This is a genomic window from Streptomyces sp. NBC_00440, assembly GCF_036014215.1.
Taxonomy (GTDB): Bacteria; Actinomycetota; Actinomycetes; order Streptomycetales; family Streptomycetaceae; genus Streptomyces.
Window position 1 is genome coordinate 3,475,780 of sequence record NZ_CP107921.1, and the last position, 18,437, is coordinate 3,494,216.

15 protein-coding genes and 1 pseudogene are annotated in these 18,437 nt (G+C 71.2%); 5 read left to right on the plus strand and 11 right to left on the minus strand.

Annotation, left to right across the window (positions count from 1 at the left end):
* Positions 1 to 79: 79 nt before the first annotated feature.
* The 9 genes from OHB13_RS15480 to OHB13_RS15520 all read right to left on the minus strand — a co-directional run bounded on the left by OHB13_RS15480 (position 80) and on the right by OHB13_RS15520 (position 11,702).
* On the minus strand, positions 80 to 709 hold the full coding sequence (locus OHB13_RS15480; RefSeq protein WP_328377506.1) for a TetR/AcrR family transcriptional regulator: 630 nt from the start codon (positions 707 to 709) through the stop codon (positions 80 to 82).
* Positions 697 to 1,446, minus strand: a complete 750-nt coding sequence (locus OHB13_RS15485) for an enoyl-CoA hydratase family protein (protein WP_328377507.1) — start codon at positions 1,444 to 1,446, stop codon at positions 697 to 699. The genes OHB13_RS15480 and OHB13_RS15485 overlap by 13 nt, the downstream gene beginning before the upstream one ends.
* Positions 1,443 to 3,077, minus strand: a complete 1,635-nt coding sequence (locus OHB13_RS15490; protein ID WP_328380297.1) for a 4-coumarate--CoA ligase family protein — start codon at positions 3,075 to 3,077, stop codon at positions 1,443 to 1,445. The genes OHB13_RS15485 and OHB13_RS15490 overlap by 4 nt, the downstream gene beginning before the upstream one ends.
* A gap of 128 nt (positions 3,078 to 3,205) precedes the next feature.
* Complete coding sequence (locus OHB13_RS15495) at positions 3,206 to 4,363, minus strand: acyl-CoA dehydrogenase family protein (RefSeq protein ID WP_328377508.1); 1,158 nt, start codon at positions 4,361 to 4,363, stop codon at positions 3,206 to 3,208.
* A gap of 32 nt (positions 4,364 to 4,395) precedes the next feature.
* The gene (locus OHB13_RS15500; RefSeq protein ID WP_328380298.1) at positions 4,396 to 6,369 is read right to left on the minus strand and encodes an acetyl/propionyl/methylcrotonyl-CoA carboxylase subunit alpha; all 1,974 of its coding nucleotides are present in this window, start codon (positions 6,367 to 6,369) and stop codon (positions 4,396 to 4,398) included.
* Positions 6,370 to 6,389: 20 nt separating this feature from the next.
* Positions 6,390 to 7,991, minus strand: coding sequence for an acyl-CoA carboxylase subunit beta (locus OHB13_RS15505; protein WP_328377509.1), 1,602 nt, complete (start codon positions 7,989 to 7,991; stop codon positions 6,390 to 6,392).
* Between the two features lie 76 nt (positions 7,992 to 8,067).
* Positions 8,068 to 9,768, minus strand: coding sequence for an acyclic terpene utilization AtuA family protein (locus OHB13_RS15510; protein WP_443063000.1), 1,701 nt, complete (start codon positions 9,766 to 9,768; stop codon positions 8,068 to 8,070).
* Between the two features lie 53 nt (positions 9,769 to 9,821).
* Entirely contained in the window at positions 9,822 to 10,679 is an 858-nt protein-coding gene (locus OHB13_RS15515) for a TIGR03084 family metal-binding protein (protein WP_328380299.1), read from the minus strand.
* A 171-nt stretch (positions 10,680 to 10,850) separates the two neighbouring features.
* Positions 10,851 to 11,702: an SDR family NAD(P)-dependent oxidoreductase gene (locus OHB13_RS15520; RefSeq protein ID WP_328377511.1), complete on the minus strand. Its 852-nt coding sequence runs from the start codon at positions 11,700 to 11,702 to the stop codon at positions 10,851 to 10,853.
* 275 nt (positions 11,703 to 11,977) lie between these two features.
* Between OHB13_RS15520 and OHB13_RS15525 the strand changes: the two are divergent.
* The 3 genes and pseudogenes from OHB13_RS15525 to OHB13_RS15535 all read left to right on the plus strand — a co-directional run.
* Positions 11,978 to 12,112: pseudogene (locus tag OHB13_RS15525) on the plus strand (IS5/IS1182 family transposase); the annotation flags it as partial.
* Between the two features lie 210 nt (positions 12,113 to 12,322).
* Positions 12,323 to 12,871: a DUF1062 domain-containing protein gene (locus OHB13_RS15530; RefSeq protein WP_328377512.1), complete on the plus strand. Its 549-nt coding sequence runs from the start codon at positions 12,323 to 12,325 to the stop codon at positions 12,869 to 12,871.
* Positions 12,872 to 12,975: 104 nt separating this feature from the next.
* Positions 12,976 to 13,479: a GNAT family N-acetyltransferase gene (locus OHB13_RS15535; protein WP_328377513.1), complete on the plus strand. Its 504-nt coding sequence runs from the start codon at positions 12,976 to 12,978 to the stop codon at positions 13,477 to 13,479.
* A gap of 73 nt (positions 13,480 to 13,552) precedes the next feature.
* Here OHB13_RS15535 and OHB13_RS15540 read toward each other — a convergent pair whose 3' ends face one another.
* A complete protein-coding gene (locus tag OHB13_RS15540; protein WP_328377514.1) occupies positions 13,553 to 14,947 on the minus strand; it encodes an MFS transporter in 1,395 nt (464 codons plus the stop codon).
* Positions 14,948 to 15,129: 182 nt separating this feature from the next.
* On the opposite strand from OHB13_RS15540, the gene OHB13_RS15545 reads away from it, so the two are divergent.
* Complete coding sequence (locus tag OHB13_RS15545; protein WP_328377515.1) at positions 15,130 to 15,891, plus strand: FadR/GntR family transcriptional regulator; 762 nt, start codon at positions 15,130 to 15,132, stop codon at positions 15,889 to 15,891.
* A gap of 303 nt (positions 15,892 to 16,194) precedes the next feature.
* Positions 16,195 to 17,625 carry a pyridoxal phosphate-dependent decarboxylase family protein gene (locus OHB13_RS15550; RefSeq protein WP_328377516.1) on the plus strand — a complete coding sequence of 477 codons (1,431 nt, stop codon included), beginning with the start codon at positions 16,195 to 16,197 and terminating at the stop codon, positions 17,623 to 17,625.
* Here the strand turns inward: OHB13_RS15550 and OHB13_RS15555 are convergent.
* Positions 17,600 to 18,235, minus strand: coding sequence for a TetR/AcrR family transcriptional regulator (locus OHB13_RS15555; RefSeq protein WP_266855743.1), 636 nt, complete (start codon positions 18,233 to 18,235; stop codon positions 17,600 to 17,602). The two genes, OHB13_RS15550 and OHB13_RS15555, sit on opposite strands and share 26 nt — an antisense overlap.
* Positions 18,236 to 18,437: the final 202 nt, after the last annotated feature.

Consider the following 18,437-nt stretch of genomic DNA (forward strand, 5'->3'; position numbering starts at 1 on the left):
CCGGGCTCACGCGGGCCACCTCCGTGAGTTGCTCAGGGCCACCTGAACCGAGGCAGCGCCCTCTCACCCCAGCGCCCTCTCACCCCAGCGCCCCCTCCACCAGCGCGCCCCACTGCTCCACCACGCGTTCCCGGCGCTCCCCGTCGTCCGTGAGCAGGTTCGCCAGGCCCAGCCCCCGTGCCATGTCCAGCAGGCCCTGCACCGTTTCCCGTACGCCGGGCACGGACTCGTCCGCCCTCAGCAGCTGTACGGCGATCCGGTGCGACTCGCGGCCCACCCGGGCCTCCAGTTCCGTGACCCGGGCGTGCAGTTGCGGTTCGTTGGACGCCGCCACCCACAGGTGCAGCGCGGCCCGGAACAGCGGGCCGGTGTAGAGGCCGACCAGGGCCGCCACCACGGTGCGGCGGTCCTGCGGGGGCAGGGTTCGCAGGGCGGTGGAGCGCTCCTCGGCCACGTACTCGACCGCCGCCGTGAACAGGTCCTCGCGGGTCGGGAAGTGGTGCTGCGCCGCGCCCCGGGAGACGCCGGCGCGTTCCGCGACGGCGGAGACGGTGGAGCCTGCCCAGCCGTGTTCGGCCAGGCAGGAGACCGCCGCTTCCAGCAGGCGCTGCCGGGTGGCGCGGCTGCGGTCCTGCTTGGGGCCCCGGCCGATGCCACCAGCGCTGTCCCCGGAAGTACCGGCCGCACTGCCGTCCGTCACAACACCCATGCGGGATCCCGTCGTTCGAGGAAGGCCTGTACGCCCTCCTGCGCCTGGGCGGACGCGAAGAGGGCCGCCGAGTGGGCGATGAGGTCCTCCGTTTTGCGGTCGAAGTTCTCCAGCACCGTAGCGGTGACCAGGGACTTCGATGCGGTCAGGCCCTGCGGGGAGGCCCTGCGCAGTCCGTCGACGACCGGGGCCAGCGCCGCGTCCACGTCGTCGGCCGCGCCCGTTATCAGTCCCGTACGGGCGGCTTCGGCGGCGTCGAACCGTTCGCCCGTGAGGTAGTAGCGGGCCGCCGCCCGCGCGTCCATGCGCGGCAGCAGCGGCATCGAGATGACGGCGGGAGCCAGTCCGAGCCGGGACTCGGTGAAGGCGAAGGACGCCCCCGGCCCCGCCATCGCGATGTCGCAGGAGCCGAGCAGCCCGAGCCCGCCGGCCCGGACATGACCGGTGACACGGGCGACCACCGGCCGGGGGTGCGCGACGATCGCCCGCATCAGCCGTACGAACGCGGCGGGGTCCGGCGGCCCCTTGAGGTCCGCGCCCGCGCAGAACGTGTTCCCGGTGTGGGTGAGGACCACCGCGCGTACGGAGTCGTCACCGGCTGCCGCCGACAGGGCCCGCTCCAGCTCCGCCACCAGCTGCGCGGAGAGCGCGTTGCGGCTCTGCGGTGCGTCCAGAGTCAGGGTGGTGATCCCCCGGTCGTGGGCCGTCCCGATCACGCCGCGTACGGACGACGTCATGTCCTCTGCCCCCTTGTCTCCCGGCCGCTGCCCTGCGGCTCCTGGCGTGCGCCGTTCCGCCGTTCCCGCCCGCGCAGTTCACGCCGGAGGATCTTCCCCGAGGTGGCACGCGGGACGGTGCCGATGAATTCGACCCGCCGGATCTTCTTGTACGGGGCGACGCGCTCAGCGACGTACGCCATCAGCTCCTCCTCGGTGAGTTGCGCCCCCGCCTGCCGGACGGCGAACGCCTTGGGCACCTCGTTTCCGTCCTCGTCGTACACCCCGATGACCGCCGCGTCGGCGATCGCGGGGTGGGTGAGGAGCAGCGCCTCCAGTTCGGCGGGGGCCACCTGGAAGCCCTTGTACTTGATGAGCTCCTTGACGCGGTCGACGATGAACAGCCAGCCGTCCTCGTCCACCCGGCCGATGTCCCCGGTGTGCACCCAGCCGTCCGGGTCGATCATCTCGGCGGTGGCTTCGGGCCGTCCGAGGTAGCCCTTCATGACCTGCGGCCCGCGGATGGCGACCTCGCCCTCCTCGCCCACGCCCAGACCGCGTGCGGGCTCCTCCAGCGAGAGGATGCGCATCTCCGTGCCGGGGAACAGCTTCCCGACCGTTCCCGGCGGCGGGTTCTCCGCGTCGAGCGGGACGACGTGGGTGCCGGGCGACAGCTCCGTCATGCCGTACGCCTGGCGTACCGGCGGCAGCCCGAGCCGGGCCGAGCACGCGGCGGCGAGACCCGAGTCGAGCGGGGCAGCGGCGCTGACGATGTACTCCAGCGAGGACAGGTCGTAGCGCGTGACGGACGGGTGCTTGGCCAGGGCGAGGACGATCGGCGGGGCCACGTACAGCCCGTTGATGCGGTACTTCTCGATGGCGGCCAGGAACTGGCCAAGCTCGAACCGGGGCAGCACCACCACCGTCGCGCCGTACCGCAGCGGTGCGTTGAGCAGCGCGGTGAGTCCGTAGATGTGGAAGAAGGGCAGCACGGCGAGGATCCGCTCGCCGGGTCCCATCCGGGCGAACGGGTGGAGCTGGGCCAGGTTGGTGGAGATGGACCGGTGGGTGAGCATGACGCCCTTGGGCGTGCCGGTGGTGCCCGACGAGTACGGCAGGACGGCTATGTCATCAGCGGGGTCGATCGGTATCGCCATGCCGTGGGCAGGTCCCGCCGCCCACGGCAGGTCGGACACCGAGCGGTGTCCTTCGGCCCGGTCGCAGACGAAGATCTCCTCGATCCCGCCGACCAGTTCGGCCGCCCGTCGGGCCACGTCGAGCAGCCGTGACACGGTGATGATCCACCGCGCGGCGGAGTCCCGTATCTGTTTGGCGAACTCCTCCGGGGTGGCGAGCGGGTGCACCGTGGTGACCGTGGCGCCCGCCCGGCTCGCGCCGTGGAAGACCGCCGGGTAGGCGATGCTGTTGGGGCTGTGCAGGGCGACGACATCGCCCTTGCACACACCGGCGGCGGTCAGTCCTGCGGCGACCGACCGGTGGCGGGCGTCCAGTTGGCGGTAGCTGACGGTGGTGCCGTCCACCGCGTCGATCAGCGCGGGGGCGTCGCCGTACTCGTGCGCCCGGCCGAGTACCGCTTCGTGGATGGGCTGGTTGAGGACCGGTACATCCTCGTACTCGCTGTGGAACACCATGCCGGTCCCCTGCACGCCAGTCCGTTTCATGCCGGTCCGCTTCATGCCAGTCCCCTTCGACGCGCGACGTGTGCGTGGCCCGGTGCGGGCGGGCCGATGCCTGGGCGATCGCACCAGAATCGCTGCTGTCAGTAGGACTTGGGGAGACCCAGGGACTGGTGGGACACGAAGTTGAGGATCATTTCCCGGCTGACCGGCGCGATCCGGGCCACCCGGGACGCGGTGATGAGTGCCGCCAGGCCGTACTCGCGGGTGAGGCCGTTGCCGCCGAGAGTGTGCACGGACTGGTCGACGGCCTTCACACAGGCCTCGCCCGCCGCGTACTTGGCCATGTTGGCCGCCTCGCCCGCGCCCAGGTCGTCGCCCGCGTCGTAGAGCGCGGCGGCCTTCTGCATCATCAGCCGGGCGAGTTCGAGTTCGATGTGGGACTGGGCGAGCGGGTGCGCGATCGCCTGGTGGGAGCCGATGGGCTCCTTCCAGACCTGCCGGGTCTTCGCGTAGTCGACGGCCTTCGCCAGGGCGTAGCGGCCCATCCCGATCGCGAAGGCGGCGGTCATGATCCGCTCGGGGTTCAGCCCCGCGAAGAGCTGGAGCAGCCCGGCGTCCTCGCTGCCGACCAGGGCGTCGGGGGGCAGCCGCACGTCGTCCAGGACCAGCTCGAACTGCTTCTCGGGTGCCTGGATCTCCATGTCGATCTGAGTGCGCCGGAAGCCGGGTGCGTCCCGGGGTACGAGGAAGAGGCAGGGCTTGAGGCGTCCGGTACGGGCGTCCTCGGTGCGGCCGACGATCAGGGTCGCGTCGGCCAGGTCGACGCCGGATATGAAGACCTTCCGCCCGGTGAGCAGCCAGTCTCCCCCACTGTCGCGGCGGGCGGTGGTCGTGATGCGGTGGGAGTTGGACCCGGCGTCCGGCTCGGTGATGCCGAAGGCGAGCGTGAGTGATCCGTCCGCGAGGCCGGGGAGCCACCGCTGTTTCTGCGCGTCCGTGCCGAAGCGGGCGATGACCGTGCCGCAGATGGCGGGCGAGACGACCATCATCAGGAGCGGGCAGCCTGCGGCACCCAACTCCTCCAGCACTATGGAGAGTTCGGCGATGCCGCCGCCCCCGCCGCCGTACTCCTCGGGGAGGCTGACACCGAGGTAGCCGAGCTTCGCCGCAGCGGCCCAGAGGGCCTGCCGGTCGTAGTCACGGTGGCTGGTGCCGGCGTGACGCTTGCCGAGCGCGGCCACGGCGGCGCGCAGGGCCGCGCGCTCCTCGGTTTCGACGGGGGTGTTCCCGGTGCTCACGCTTGTGCCAGTGCCAGTGCCAGTGCCAGTACTCATGACTCCAGGGCCTCCTGTGTGTCCGGCTGTGTACGTGCTGTGTCCTGTGCGGTCTGTACGACGGCGAGCAGTGCGCCGACCTCGACCTGGCGGCCCGGGGCGGCGTGGAGTGCGGTGAGGGTGCCGGATGCCGGGGCGGTGATGCGGTGCTCCATCTTCATGGCCTCCAGCCAGATCAGCGGCTGCCCGGCGGTGACGGCGTCCCCGGCCGCGAGTCCGTCGGCGACCCGGACGACCGTGCCGGGCATCGGCGCGAGCAGCGAGCCCGGCACGGTGCGGGCGGCCGGGTCGGGGAAGCGGGGCAGCCGGGTGAGGGTGTGCGGGCCGACGTGGGCGCGGTCGCCGTGCACCTCTACGTCGAAGTGCCGCAGCACCCCGCCGGCTTCGAGCGAGACGCGCCGGGGCGTGGCGGCGTGCAGCCGTACGCCGGGGAATCCGTCGGCGCGCAGACCGTCCCGGGTGAGGCGGTAGCGGATCTCGTACACCTCACCGTCCGGTTCGGAGCGGTAGGTCTTGCTCTGCGGCTGGGACGGTACGTTCCGCCAGCCGCCGGTCCGGGCCCGCGCCGCGTCCGCGAGGGCGGCGGCGAGCGCGGCGAGCGGATCGGGGGCGGGGGCGGTGAGTCCGGGGAGGTGCCGGTCGTAGAAGCCGGTGTCGAGCCGGGCCGCGGTGAAGTCCGGGTGGCGCAGGGACCGTACGAGCAGTTCGCGGTTGGTGACCGGGCCGTGGATACGGGCGCGTTCGAGGGCGTACGCGAGGGTGCGCACCGCCTCGGTGCGGGTGGGGGCGTGGGCGATGACCTTGGCGAGCATCGGGTCGTAGTGGATGCCGATGGTGTCGCCGCCGGTGTAGCCGGTGTCCAGCCGGACGGTGGGTGTTCCCGTGGGTGTGCTGCCTTCCAAGGCGCCGGCGCCCGGCACGTCGAGCCGGTGCAGGGTGCCGGTCTGCGGGGCCCATCCGGCGGCCGGGTCCTCCGCGTAGAGGCGGGCCTCCACGGCGTGGCCGCGCGGCGGCGGGGGGCCGCCCTGCGGGAGCGGTTCGCCCTCGGCGACACGGAGCTGGAGCGCGACCAGGTCGAGCCCGAACACCGCCTCGGTGACCGGGTGTTCGACCTGTAGCCGGGTGTTCATCTCCAGGAAGTACGCCCGGTCGCCGCCCTCCGTGACCAGGAACTCCACGGTCCCCGCGCCCTGGTACTCCACCGCTCGGGCGGCGGCGGTGGCGGCCTCGTGGAGCGTGGTGCGCAGGGCGTCGGGGAGGCCGGGGGCCGGGGCCTCCTCGATGACCTTCTGGTGGCGGCGCTGGAGGGAACAGTCCCGGGTGTCGAGCGCCCAGACCGTGCCGTGCGCGTCGGCCATGATCTGCACCTCGACATGGCGCCCGCGCTCCACATACGGCTCGGCGAACACCTCGCCGTCCCCGAAGGCCGACCGCGCCTCGGCGACAGCGGTCGTCATCTCGCCCTCCAGCGCGCCGAGTTCGCGTACGACACGCATCCCGCGGCCGCCGCCGCCCGCCGCAGCCTTGAGCAGCAGGGGCAGATCCGCGGCGGTCGCGCTGTCCGGGTCGACGGGGGCCAGCAGGGGGACACCGGCCCCGGCCATGAGCTTCTTGGCGCGGGTCTTGGACGCCATCGCCTCGATGGCGTCGGCGGAGGGACCGACCCAGGTGAGCCCGGCCCCGGTGACCGCACGGGCGAATCCGGCGTTCTCGGAGAGGAAGCCGTAGCCCGGGTGGACGGCGTCCGCGCCCGCGGCGAGCGCCGCCGCGACGACGAGGTCGGCGCGGAGATAGGTGTCGGCGGGCGCCGTGCCCGGCAGTCGTACGGCGGTGTCCGCCTCCCGTACGTGCAGCGCGTCCGCGTCCGCGTCGGAGAAGACGGCCACGGTCGCGATGCCCAGGGCACGGCAGGTACGGAAGACACGGCAGGCGATCTCGCCGCGGTTGGCGACAAGGAGGGAGGTGATCATCTTCGTTGTCATCTCTGTCCTCACATCCGGAAGATGCCGAAGCCGCCGCGGGCGCCCTCGACCGGTGCGTTGTGGATGGCGGACAGACACAGGCCGAGCACGGTCCTGGTGTCGCGCGGGTCGATCACTCCGTCGTCGTACAGCCGCCCGGACAGGAACATCGGCAGGGACTCCGACTCGATCTGCTGCTCGACCATGGCGCGCAGCGCGGCGTCCGCTTCGTCGTCGTACGGCTGCCCCTTGGCCTGCGCGGAGGCGCGGGCGACGATCGACAGCACGCCCGCCAGCTGCTGCGGTCCCATGACGGCGGACTTGGCGCTGGGCCAGGCGAAGAGGAACCGGGGGTCGTAGGCGCGGCCGCACATGCCGTAGTGGCCCGCGCCGTAGGAGGCGCCCATCAGGACGGAGAGGTGCGGGACCTTCGAGTTCGAGACGGCGTTGATCATCATCGCGCCGTGTTTGATGATGCCGCCCTGCTCGTACTCCTTGCCGACCATGTAGCCGGTGGTGTTGTGCAGGAAGAGCAGCGGGATGTCGCGCTGGTTGGCCAACTGGATGAACTGGGCGGCCTTCTGGGACTCCTCGGAGAAGAGGACGCCCTGCGCGTTGGCGAGGATGCCGATGGGGTAGCCGTGCAGTTCGGCCCAGCCGGTGACCAGGCTCGGCCCGTAGAGCGGCTTGAACGCGTCGAAGTCCGAGCCGTCGGTGATGCGCGCGATGACTTCGAGCGGGTCGAAGGGGGTCTTCAGATCGCCGGGCACGATACCGAGCAGTTCGTCCTCGTCGTACCGGGGCGGCACGGCGGGGCCCGGCGGATCCGGCTGCGCCTTGCGCCAGTTGAGGCGGGCGATGACACGGCGGGCCTGGCGCAGCGCGTCGGGCTCGTCCAGCGCGAGGTGGTCGGCGAGCCCGGAGGTACGGGCGTGCATCTCGGCGCCGCCGAGCGACTCGTCGTCGGACTCCTCACCGGTCGCCATCTTGACCAGCGGCGGCCCGCCGAGGAAGACCTTCGACCGCTCCTTGATCATGATCACGTGGTCGGACATGCCCGGCACATACGCGCCGCCCGCCGTCGAGTTGCCGAAGACCACGGCGACGGTGGGGATCCCGGCGGCGGAGAGCCGGGTGATGTCGCGGAAGAGCGCGCCGCCGGGGATGAAGATCTCCTTCTGGGAGGGGAGGTCGGCGCCGCCGGACTCGACGAGGCTGATGCAGGGGAGCCGGTTGGCGTACGCGATCTCGTTTGCCCGGAAGGCCTTCTTCAGCGTCCAGGGGTTGCTGGCGCCGCCGCGCACCGTGGGGTCGTTGGCGGTGATCAGGCACTCGACGCCTTCGACCGTGCCGATGCCGGTGACCATGGAGGCACCGAGGGGGTAGTCGGTTCCCCAGGCGGCGAGCGGGGACAGTTCGAGGAAGGGCGTGTCGGGGTCGAGCAGCAGCTCGATGCGCTCGCGGGCGAGGAGCTTGCCGCGTTTGCGGTGCCGGTCGACGTACTTCTCACCACCGCCGGCGAGCGCTTTGGTGTGCTCGGCCTCCAGGTCGGCGAGCTTGGTGAGCATGGACTCGCGGTGGGCGGTGTATTCGGGGGACGCGGGGTCGATGGCGGTACGGAGGGTGGTCATCGGGGGCTCCTGGGGTGCAGGTGCGGTGCTCCTGGGGTGGGGACGGGAGATGAGCGCGCGGGACGGCTCGGTGGCCTCAATCGGCGGAAGATCCCGGCATTTCGACCTCCGCCGGCACGTCGACCAGTCGGCTCCGGAGCCACTCCCCCACCCCCTTGCCCTGCGGGTCGAACCGTTCCTGCGCCGCGACGCCCTCCCCCAGCAGTCCCTCCACCGCGAAGTTCAACGCCCGGAGATTCGGCAGCACATGGCGCGAGACCACCAGGTCCCGTGTCTCGGGCAGCAGCTCCTGGAACCGCTCGACGGTGAGCGTGTGCGCCAGCCAGCGCCACGCGGTGTCCGTCCGCACCCACACGCCCACGTTCACGTCGCCGCCCTTGTCCCCGCTGCGCGCCCCGGCGACCCGCCCGAGCGGGATACGCCGTACGGCACTGTTCCCGGGCAACGCGTCAGGCAGCCGCTCGGGCAGGGCGGGCTCAACGACCGCCGTGAGCACCGACGTACGGGGTTGATCCGGCACCACCACCCGTGCCCCGTCCGGGAGTACGGCCACATGCTCCACCGCGTCCCGGTCCACGTACACCGCGTCGAACACTCCGTACGGCGCGCCCTTGCCCGGCGGGGAGGTCACATGGAACCCGGGGTAGCTGCCGAGCGCCAGCTCGATCGCGGCGCCGCTCACCACCCGCCCGACCGCCTCCCGTTCCGCATCACGCACCACGAGGCGGAGCAGCGCACTCGCGCACTCCTCGCTGTCGGCGTCGGCGCGATCCGTGCGCACCAGCTCCCACCGGACGTCGGCCGGGCGGGACTTGTCCGGCACTCGGGTCGCCCCGAACTCCGCTGGCTCCCCGGCCGCTGTCCCGAAGGCGTCCTCCACCTGGTCACGGACCAGCGCAGCCTTGGCCTCGATGTCGAGGCCGGTGAGCACGAACACGACCTCGTTGCGCCAGCCGCCGATCCGGGTCACCCCGGCCTTGAGCGTCGGGGGCGGTGCCTCGCCCCGTACGCCGGATATCCGTACCCGGTCGGGCCCGTCCTGCGTCAGCCGTACGGTGTCGAGCCGGGTCGTGACATCGGGACCGGCGTACCGGGCGCCGCCCGTCTCGTACAGCAGCTGCGCGGTCACCGTCCCGAGGTCGACCACCCCGCCCGTACCGGCGTGCTTGGTGATCACGGCCGATCCGTCGGCGTCGATCTCCGCGACCGGGAAGCCGGGGTGGCGTATGTCGTGCGCGGTGAAGAAGGAGTAGTTGCCGCCGGTCGCCTGGGTCCCGCACTCCAGCACATGCCCGGCGGCCACCGCGCCCGCCAGCTGGTCGAGGTCGTCGGGCCCCCAGCCGAAGTGCCAGGCGGCGGGCCCGCTGACCAGCGCCGCATCCGTCACCCGGCCGGTGACCACCACATCGGCCCCGCCCCGCAGACACGCGGTGATTCCGGCGCCGCCCAGATAGGCGTTGGCGGTCAGCGCGCCGTCCGGCAGCGGCAGCGCATCGCCCTCGACGTGGGCGACCCGCACCGGGACGCCGACCCGCTCACTCAACTCCCTTACCGCATCGGCGAGTCCGGCCGGATTGAGGCCGCCCGCATTGGTGACGATCCGCACCCCCCGGTCGTGGGCCTCACCGATGCACTCCTCCAGCTGGCGCAGAAAGGTCCTGGCGTAGCCGGTGCGGGGGTCCTTGAGGCGGTCGCGGCCGAGGATGAGCATGGTCAGCTCGGCGAGGTAGTCCCCGGTCAGCACATCCAGGCTGCCGCCGGTGAGCATCTCCTTCATCGCGCCGAACCGGTCGCCGTAGAAGCCGGATGCGTTCCCGACCCGCAGCGGCCTCACGCGGCGCCCTTCGGCGTACGCCCCGGTCCGGAAGGCGCGCCCTTCGGCGTAGGTCCCGGTCCCGGGGGTGTCCCCTTCGGCGTACGTCCGGCGCCTGGCGGCCCGGCGAAGGCCTGCGCGATCCCGAGCCACCGGTCGGCGTCGGCGCCCGCCGCGCGCAGGGCCAGGTCGTCGCGGTGCGCGCGCTGGGTGACCAGCAGGCAGAAGTCGAGCGCGGGCCCGGTCACCCGCTGGACCGCGTCGGCGGGCCCGTACGCCCAGAGCTCCCCGTCCGGCGCGGTCAGTTCGACCCGGAATTCCTCGCCCGGCACGTCCAGCCCCCGCGCCCCGAAGGCGAAGTCCCGGGCGCGCACGCCGATCCGCGCCACATGCCGCAGCCGTGCGGTCGGTGCACGCCTCACCCCGAGCGCGTCCGCCACGTCCTGGCCGTGCGCCCAGGTCTCCATCAGCCGCCCGGTGGCCATGGAGGCGGTGCTCATCGGCGGCCCGTACCAGGGGAAGCGCGCGCCGGACGGGGCGGTCCGCAACGCCCGCTGAAGCTCTTCACGGCCCTCACGCCAACGGGCGAGCAGCACGGCCGGATCGAGCCCCGCGCCCTCCTCCGCCCCGTCGTCCACAAAGGTCTCCGGCGCGGCGAGCGCCTTCTCGGCCTCCGCCCCGAAGGCGTCGGGCGCGGTCACGGCCAGCAGCGCGGCCCGGTCGGTCCAGGCGAGATGGGCGATCTGGTGGGCGACGGTCCACCGGGGAGCGGGGGTGGCAAGCGCCCACCGGTCACCGCCCAACTCCGCCACGAGAAGGTCCAGTTCGGCACTCTCACCGACCAGATCATCCAGCACGGCACTCGCATCGGACACGGAACCATCGGACACGGAACGCTCCCTCCGGGGCACGGCTTCGTGTCCGGGAGCATGGCAGCGCCCAAGAAAACAAGCAAGCGTGCTTGCATTCTCTTTTCGGCGTGAGGGCGAGTGCCCACCTCGTGCCAGGGGCAGTCGACGCGGCAGACCGCCGCGTCGTCATCGGGGCTACGGAGCGGTCAGCCGGTCGAATCCGTACAGGTCCGCGTTGCTGTCCGTCATCGTCATCACGAGGTCGCGCCGTGGCACCGGCCACATCGCCTGCGCGGCGGCCCGGTTGGCCTCGCCCGGCGTATGCAGCGGTGAACCGTTGCCCAGGGCGGCCAGGGCCTCCCGTACGACATCGTCGCTGTGCATGGGGGTGAATCCGCCGAGGCCCGAACCGTCCGGCCGGACGAGTCCCTCCCGCCGGGCAGCCGGGGTGTCAGTGAGACCGGCGACCACCCCGAGTACGTCCACCCCGGCTTGTCCGTACTCCACCCACAGGGCCTCCGCGAGCACCCGCTCGAATGCCTTGGAGGCGCTGTACGCGGCGTTGTAGCCGTTCCCCGCCGCCGAGGCCAGCGACGTCATGAGCACGATCCCGCCACGGCCCCGGTCGATCATCAGGCGGCCGTAGTGATGAGCCAACGTGACCGCGCTCCGGCAGTTCAGATCGAGCAGGTGCAGCGCGTCGCCCGGCGGGCGGCCGGCGAACAGACCGTTGCCGACCGATGCGCCCGCGTTGTGGATCAACAGCCCGATGTCGAGGCCGTCGGTGGCATCCGCGATGTCATCGAGCAGCGTCGGGGAGGTGAGATCGGCGGCGACCGTCCGCACCTGGACGGCGGACGTCGACTCGATCTCCTCCGCCAGTGTCCGGAGCGGATCGGGACGGCGTGCCAGCAGTACGAGGTCGATGCCCTGAGCGGCGATCTGCCGGGCAAAGGCGGCGCCGGTCCCTTCGGAAGCACCGGTGATCAGCGCCCTCGGTCCGTACTGCTGGGCGAAGTCGTGCAGGCTGTCACGGCTGTCGGGCATGTCGCGCTCCGTTCATGCTTCAGCTTGGTGGGGCTTCGGCCTCATGGGGTTTCGGCATCGCGGATACGGGGCTCAGACGCGGGCGAACACGTCGAACGTGCCCAGCTGTCGCGTAGTGCCCGTCTCCCACACCGGGATACGGGCACGGGCACCCCTCCCGGCCGTCGCCGGGACCGTACCCATCACGATTCCTCAACGACAGAGCTTCTTCCCGCTGACCGGGATACGGCAGTACGGCCTTTGGCAGTCCCCAGTTCGACAAGACGATCTACCAACAGAGGCACGAAGTTGAGCGGACGATCAACGCTCTCAAGAACATTCGGGCCGTCGCAACGAGGCACGACAAGCGCGCCTACGTCTTTCACGGCACCGTCACCACTGCCTCGATCCGACGCTGGCTCCGCCCATGATCCGCCGGCCGGAACCTGACGGTGAGGCGCTCGGAAACCAGTGGAACAGCTCCGCTGTGCGCCATTACCGTGCTGCCGAACCAGTCGTCCAGGCAAGGACGTGCCCTTGTACACCCTGTGAGACCTCCCGAGTGCTGATTCGTCGCGCGTCGCACAAGTGCGCCGCGCTCCTTTCTGCTGCGGTCTTCTCACTGAAACCGGTGTACTTCTGTGCTCAACAACTGGGTTGTCATGCCCACCTGCCTGCCTCTCGTCGTCCGCCGTTGCCATACCTGCGCGTCTGAACGCTTCCGGGCAAACGGCAAGTTTCGCGCCAACGCCAACCACAAGCTCATCGACGCCTGGCTCCTCGTGCTCTGTACCTCTTGTGGGGAGACGGCAAAGCTCACGGTCCTGGAGCGGGTGAATGTGCGCTCCATACGGCCGGAGCTGCTGGACAGCCTGCATGCCAACGACCTTGGCCTGGCAGCCGAGTTGCTCCAGGATCCGGTCGTGCAGCGCCGTAATCGCATCGCCCTCGACTGGGACAACGCCTGGCGCCTCGACACCGGCGGATCGGATCACCTGGACCGCGAGGCGATCGACGTCTCGGTCCGCTTTGCGGCGCGGATCCCTGTCCGGCCGGTGCGATTGATCGCTGAAGGTTGCGGTCTTTCGCGGGCCGAGGCCGTGAGACTGATCACGGAGGGGAAGCTCGTTTCGGCAGTCCGGCTGACCGGCAAGCTCTCCGGCGACTTCACCTTCACGCTCAAGCGCTGAGCGTTCCCCAGGGACCGACCAGGGGCCTGTCCGGCACGATCCGCCGGACAGGCCCCTGTGCTCCAACTGTGGTTCGTGATGACCCGTGGGGGCAGAGTGGGGCCATGTCTACGTACGGGACAATGCCGTTCCACCTTGAGACCGAGCGGCTGATACTGCGGCCGTGGGCCGAGTCGGACGCCAGTGAGCTCCGCGCCCTGCACTCCGAACGCGGCAACGGGACACCCTCGGGCGAGTACACCCGGACACTCATCGCCAAGCAGCTCACCGCAACAGCGACAACGGGGATCACCCTGCTGCCCATCCAGCGCCGTGACGAAGGCGACTTCATCGGCTACTGCGGGTTGATCATCGGCCGCTCCACCGTAGAGGAGCCTGAAATCGCGTATGAGTTGTTCCAGCGCGCGCAGGGGCATGGCTACGCTACCGAGGCGGCCGGAGCGGTGCTCGATGCCGCGATGGCGACCGGGCGGAATCGGCTCTGGGCGACCGTCCGCGCATGGAACACACCATCGTTCCGTGTCCTTGAGAAGATCGGGTTCGAGCGGGATCACGTTTCCACGGACGACAGCGGTGAACTGGTATGGCTGACCCGCTCGTTGCCGTGAGCGAGTCGGCCCCCGAGTCTTCATGGCTTGGACCAAACGTCCACCGGATCGAGTGGCTGGCGGAGGCGGCCCGTCACATGCCGACCGCTTCACCGGCCGCCCGTGAGTCCGCCCCCTCCACCTTCTCCTTCGACTTGACACTCCCGGCGTCGCTTCCGGCGGTGTTCGCAGCCGTACGGCCCGGGTCGCACGCCGTCAGGCAGACCGCGCTGACGAGCGCCATGGCCACGAAGGTCAGGGCGACCGGGGTCCAGGAGTTGCCGAGGTCGCTGTACAGCCAGGTCACCGCGGCCGGGGCCAGGGTGCCGACCAGGCCGGCCGTCTGGAAGCTCATCGAGAGGCCCGTGTAGCGGACCCTCGGGGCGAACCAGCCGGAGACAAGTGTGCCGATCGAGGCGTACGCGATCGTGCTGGCCAGCATCGGCAGGCACATCGCCAGCCACAGCCCGGCCACCGAGTGGGTGTCGACGAGCCAGAACATCGGGAAGGCGACCACCACATGGAGGAGGATCCCGGTGAGCGTCACTTTGCGCAGCCCGTAGCGGTCGGCGAACAGGGCCGCCAGCGGGGTGCAGATGATGACGACGACCGAGGCCGCCGTACCGGCGCCCGCCGCCTGGGAGTCCGTGAACCCCAGGTCCGACACGGCGTACGTCGACATGAAGGTGACCACGATGTAGTAGCCGGCGACCGTGATGAGGAAGGCGCCCGAGGCCAGCAGCCAGGTCTTCCAGGCGTCGCGGATGACGGCGACGAAGGGCGCCGCCTGCTTCTCCTCGGCCTGTTCGGCGAGCCGGGCCGCTTCGAACTCGGGGGACTCCTCCATGCTGCTGCGGATGACCAGGCCGACGAGGACCAGCACGGCGGACAGCAGGAAGGGGACGCGCCAGCCCCAGTCCACCAGCGCCCGGTGGCCGACCAGAGCCATCAGGGCGAAGACACCGGTGGAGAGGAAGTACCCCACGCCGTCGCCGACTTGGGGAAAGGATCCGAAGAACGCCTTGCGTCGCGGCGGGGCGTGCTCGACGGCGAACAGGACCGCCCCGCCCCACTCGCCGCCGACCGCGAGGGACTGGATCATCCGTATCAGTACGAGCAGGATCGGCGCGGCGACGCCGATGGACGCATAGCCCGGAAGCAGGCCGACACAGACGGTGGCCCCGCCCATCAGGGTCATCGACCAGATGAGAGCCCTCTTGCGGCCGAAGCGATCGCCGATGTGACCGAAGACAATGGCCCCGAGCGGGCGCCCCAGAGACCCGACGAACAGTGTCGTGAACGACATGAGGGTGCCCAGCGCCCGGTTCATCTCCGGGAAGAACAGCTCGGGGAACACCAGCGCGGCAGCGGTGGCGTAAATGCCGAAGTCGTACCACTCGACGCTGGTCCCGATCATCGAAGCCCCGGCGACTTTCCACGGGTTGGACCTGCTCAGGGGTGCCGTCCCGGCACCAGAGGCTGTGCTCATGCGCGTACTCCTTCACGGGCGGCCCTTCACGGCCGACCATTGGGCTTGCGTGAGACCCAAAAACGATGGGGTGACGCTAAGTCGCCAAGATCGGAGTGTCAATAGGATCCGCGCCAGGTCCAATAACATGACCCTCAGGGGTACGGCGGCAGGCGCCCGACCCGCGACCGGGGAGAGGGCACGTGAGCAGCAGCGGAAATCGTGACGAGCGAGCAGCCGTCGCGAAACAGGCGGCCTCGCACGCGGTGGTGGCCGAGGCGCTGCGCCAGCGCATCGCCCTCGGTGGTTTCGCCCCCGGCGACCGGCTGCCCACCGAGCGCGAACTGGCCGGCGTCTTCGGCGTGGGCCGCAACACCGTACGGCAGGCGCTTCGCGAGCTGACCGAAGAGGGGCTGGTCAGCACGACGTTGGGGCGCTCGGGCGGCACCCGGGTCGAGGCCGTACGGCCGGGCCGGGAGCGGGCGCGCGCCACCATCACGGCCGGGATCCGGGCCTCGCTGCGCGACTACATGGAGTACCGGCAGGCGATCGAGCCCTTCGCGGCGCGGCTGGCCGCGGAGCGCGGGTCGGGCACCGCCCGCCGTGAACTCGTGGCACTGCTCGACACCGAGGTGGCGGACCTCGGCGCGTACCACCGCGTCGACACCGCCTTCCACCTCGGCATCGCCACCACCGGCGGCAACGAAGTGCTGGCGGAGGCGGTGACCCGGGCCAGGACCGAGATGTTCGTGGGCGGCAACGCCCTGTGGCTCGGCTCGGACTGGACCCGGGTGTACCCGGCGGGCCGGGACTTCGGCTGCGCCTTCCGCGAGGAGCACGAGGGCGTGGCGCTCGCCGTGCTGTCCGGTGACGGTGATGCCGCGGAGGCCCGGATGCTGGAGCATCTGCGGGCCTCGCACCGCCAGTTCCTGTCCCTGCTGGGCCAGTTCGCCTCGGACGATTGACCCACCGCGGCGCCGGGTCACCGCGACGCCGGATCACCGGGGCACTCGGACCGCTCAGGCCACTGCCGCGCTCGCGTGCCGCACTTGTTCCGCACTCGCGTTCCGCGGCGGCGCCCCGCCGGCGCCCCTCGCCCCCCGCGCCTCGCACCTCGCACCTCGCACCTCGCACCTCGCGACGAACATGATTGACGCGGACGGGGGTGGCCCTTAGGCTCCTAATTGGGTCCGCCAGAGACCCAATTAGGATCGCCCATGAGAACGCCTCACATATCCACCGGCAGCGCGCGACAGGAGAGACGCCCCGTGCACTCTTACGACGAGGACCTCACCCAGCAGGTCATGGACCACCTCCTGCACCGGCTCCGGCTCGACCCGCCACCGCTCGGCCGCCTCGGCGACCACCAGGAGCTGGCCCTGGCCCTGAAGGACACCATCGGAGCGGCCCCGCGGGACCCCGCCGACGTGCTCCGCACCTACACCGAGGACCTCGAACCGACCGTCGTCTCCTGCGACCACCCGGCCTTCCTCGCCTTCATACCCGGCGCCCCGACCAAGGCCGCGGCCCTGTTCGACATGGTGGTCTCGGCCTCGTCCCTGCACGGCGTCTCCTGGCTGGAGGCATCCGGCGCGGTCGCCGCCGAGAACTCCGTACTGCGCCTGTTCGCCGACCTGGCCGGCCTGCCCGCCGGCGCCGGCGGCTGCTTCGTCAGCGGCGGCTCGGCCGGCAATCTCTCGGCCCTCGTCGTCGCCCGCGACACCGGCCGCGACCGCCTCGGCCTCGACGAACGCGCCCCGGTACGGATCGCGGTGAGCGACCAGGTCCACTCCTCGGTCGGCAACACCCTGCGCATCCTGGGCGTCGAAGCCCTCGTCGTCCCCACCACCGACCACCGGCTGACCGGAGAGGCGCTCACCGCCGCCCTGGACGCGGCGCAGCGGGACGGCGGAGCACCCGTCGTCGCCGTCGTCGCGACCGCGGGCACCACCAATGCCGGGATCATCGACGACCTCGCGGGGGTGGCCGGGCAGACGCGCGCCCGCGGTCTGTGGCTGCACATCGACGCCGCGTACGGCGGCGCGGCGCTCTTCGTTCCCGAACTGCGGGAACGGCTGCGGGGCATCGAGCACGCCGACTCCCTCGTGGTCGACCCGCACAAGTGGATGTTCGCGCCGTTCGACTGCGGCGCCCTGCTCTACCGGGACCCTAGGACGGCGCGCACCGTGCACACGCAGGACGCCTCGTATCTGGACGCCATCCACGGGGACGACGAGGGCGGCGAGTGGAATCCGAGCGACTACGCCTACCACCTGACCCGGCGCCCCCGCGGCCTGCCGCTGTGGTTCTCCCTCGCCGTCCACGGCACCGACGCCTACCGCGACGCGGTCGCCCACGGCGCGGCCATCGCGCAGCGCACGGCCCGCCTGGTCGAGCAGTACGACGGCCTGGAACTGCTCCGCGAGCCCGAACTGACCGTGGTCCTCATCCGTCGTACGGGCTGGCAGCCGGCGGACTACTACGCCTGGTCCAAGGAGCTTCTGGCGTCGGGCGTCGCCTTCATCACCCCGAGCGTCTGGGAGGGCGAAACGGTCGCCCGGCTCGCGTTCCTCCACCCCGGCATCACCGAGGAAACGGTCCGGACCATCCTCGATTCGATGGTCCGGGACGGCAAGGGCGAAAAGGGCGACCAGGGCGACAGCGCCGGGAGGGTTACTGCTGCTGCGGTGGCCTCGTGAGCGCCGCGCGGTCGATGCCGAGTTCGCGCGCCAGCGCGTCGTCCGTCCACTCCAGCATCGTGGCGCGGGTGAGCGCCCCGGTGTAGCCGGTGTACGACGTCATCTGCACCGCCAGCCCGTCGAGCAGCGCGGTCAGCCGCCACGCCGCGGCGGCCGGATCCGCGCAGGGGAACTCGCCCGCCTCGACGCCCTCCGCGATGACCTCGGTCAGCGCCGCCTTCCACTGCTGGTCGAGATCCCGGGTCACCTCGCGCAGGCCCGGGTCCCGCAGCGCCGCCGACCAGCCCTCGATCCACAGCCGCCAGCCCTTGGCCTGCCCGGTCGGCGCGTACCAGCGCACCGCCGCACGCAGCCGGTGCACCGCCGGCGTGCGGCGCCCGAGCAACTTCCGCAGCTGAGCGAGGTCGCCTTCGGCGGCATGGTGGAACGCTGCCGCCACGAGCTTCTCCTTGGTCGAGAAGTGGTAGAGCACCAGCGCGTTGCTCACCCCGAGAGCCGAGGCCACATCGGCGATCCGCACGGCGGGCACGCCCCGCGCCTCGATCTGCTCGACGGCGGCGCGCAGCATCTCCCCGCGCCGCTCCTCCACGCTCAACCGCACTCTCGCCATGCCGTCACCCTATTCCGGAGCGGACGGCCCTCCGTACGCGGACGGACCCCGCACACCCTGCACACGGCACACCCTGCACACGGCCGGTCCCAACGGGCGGTCCAGACAGGGGCCGACGGAGTATTGACACCGGGACACGGCTGGGGACACAGTCTCCCTACTGACTGGCCATTCAGTCAGTTACATGTGCCGCGCCAGTACG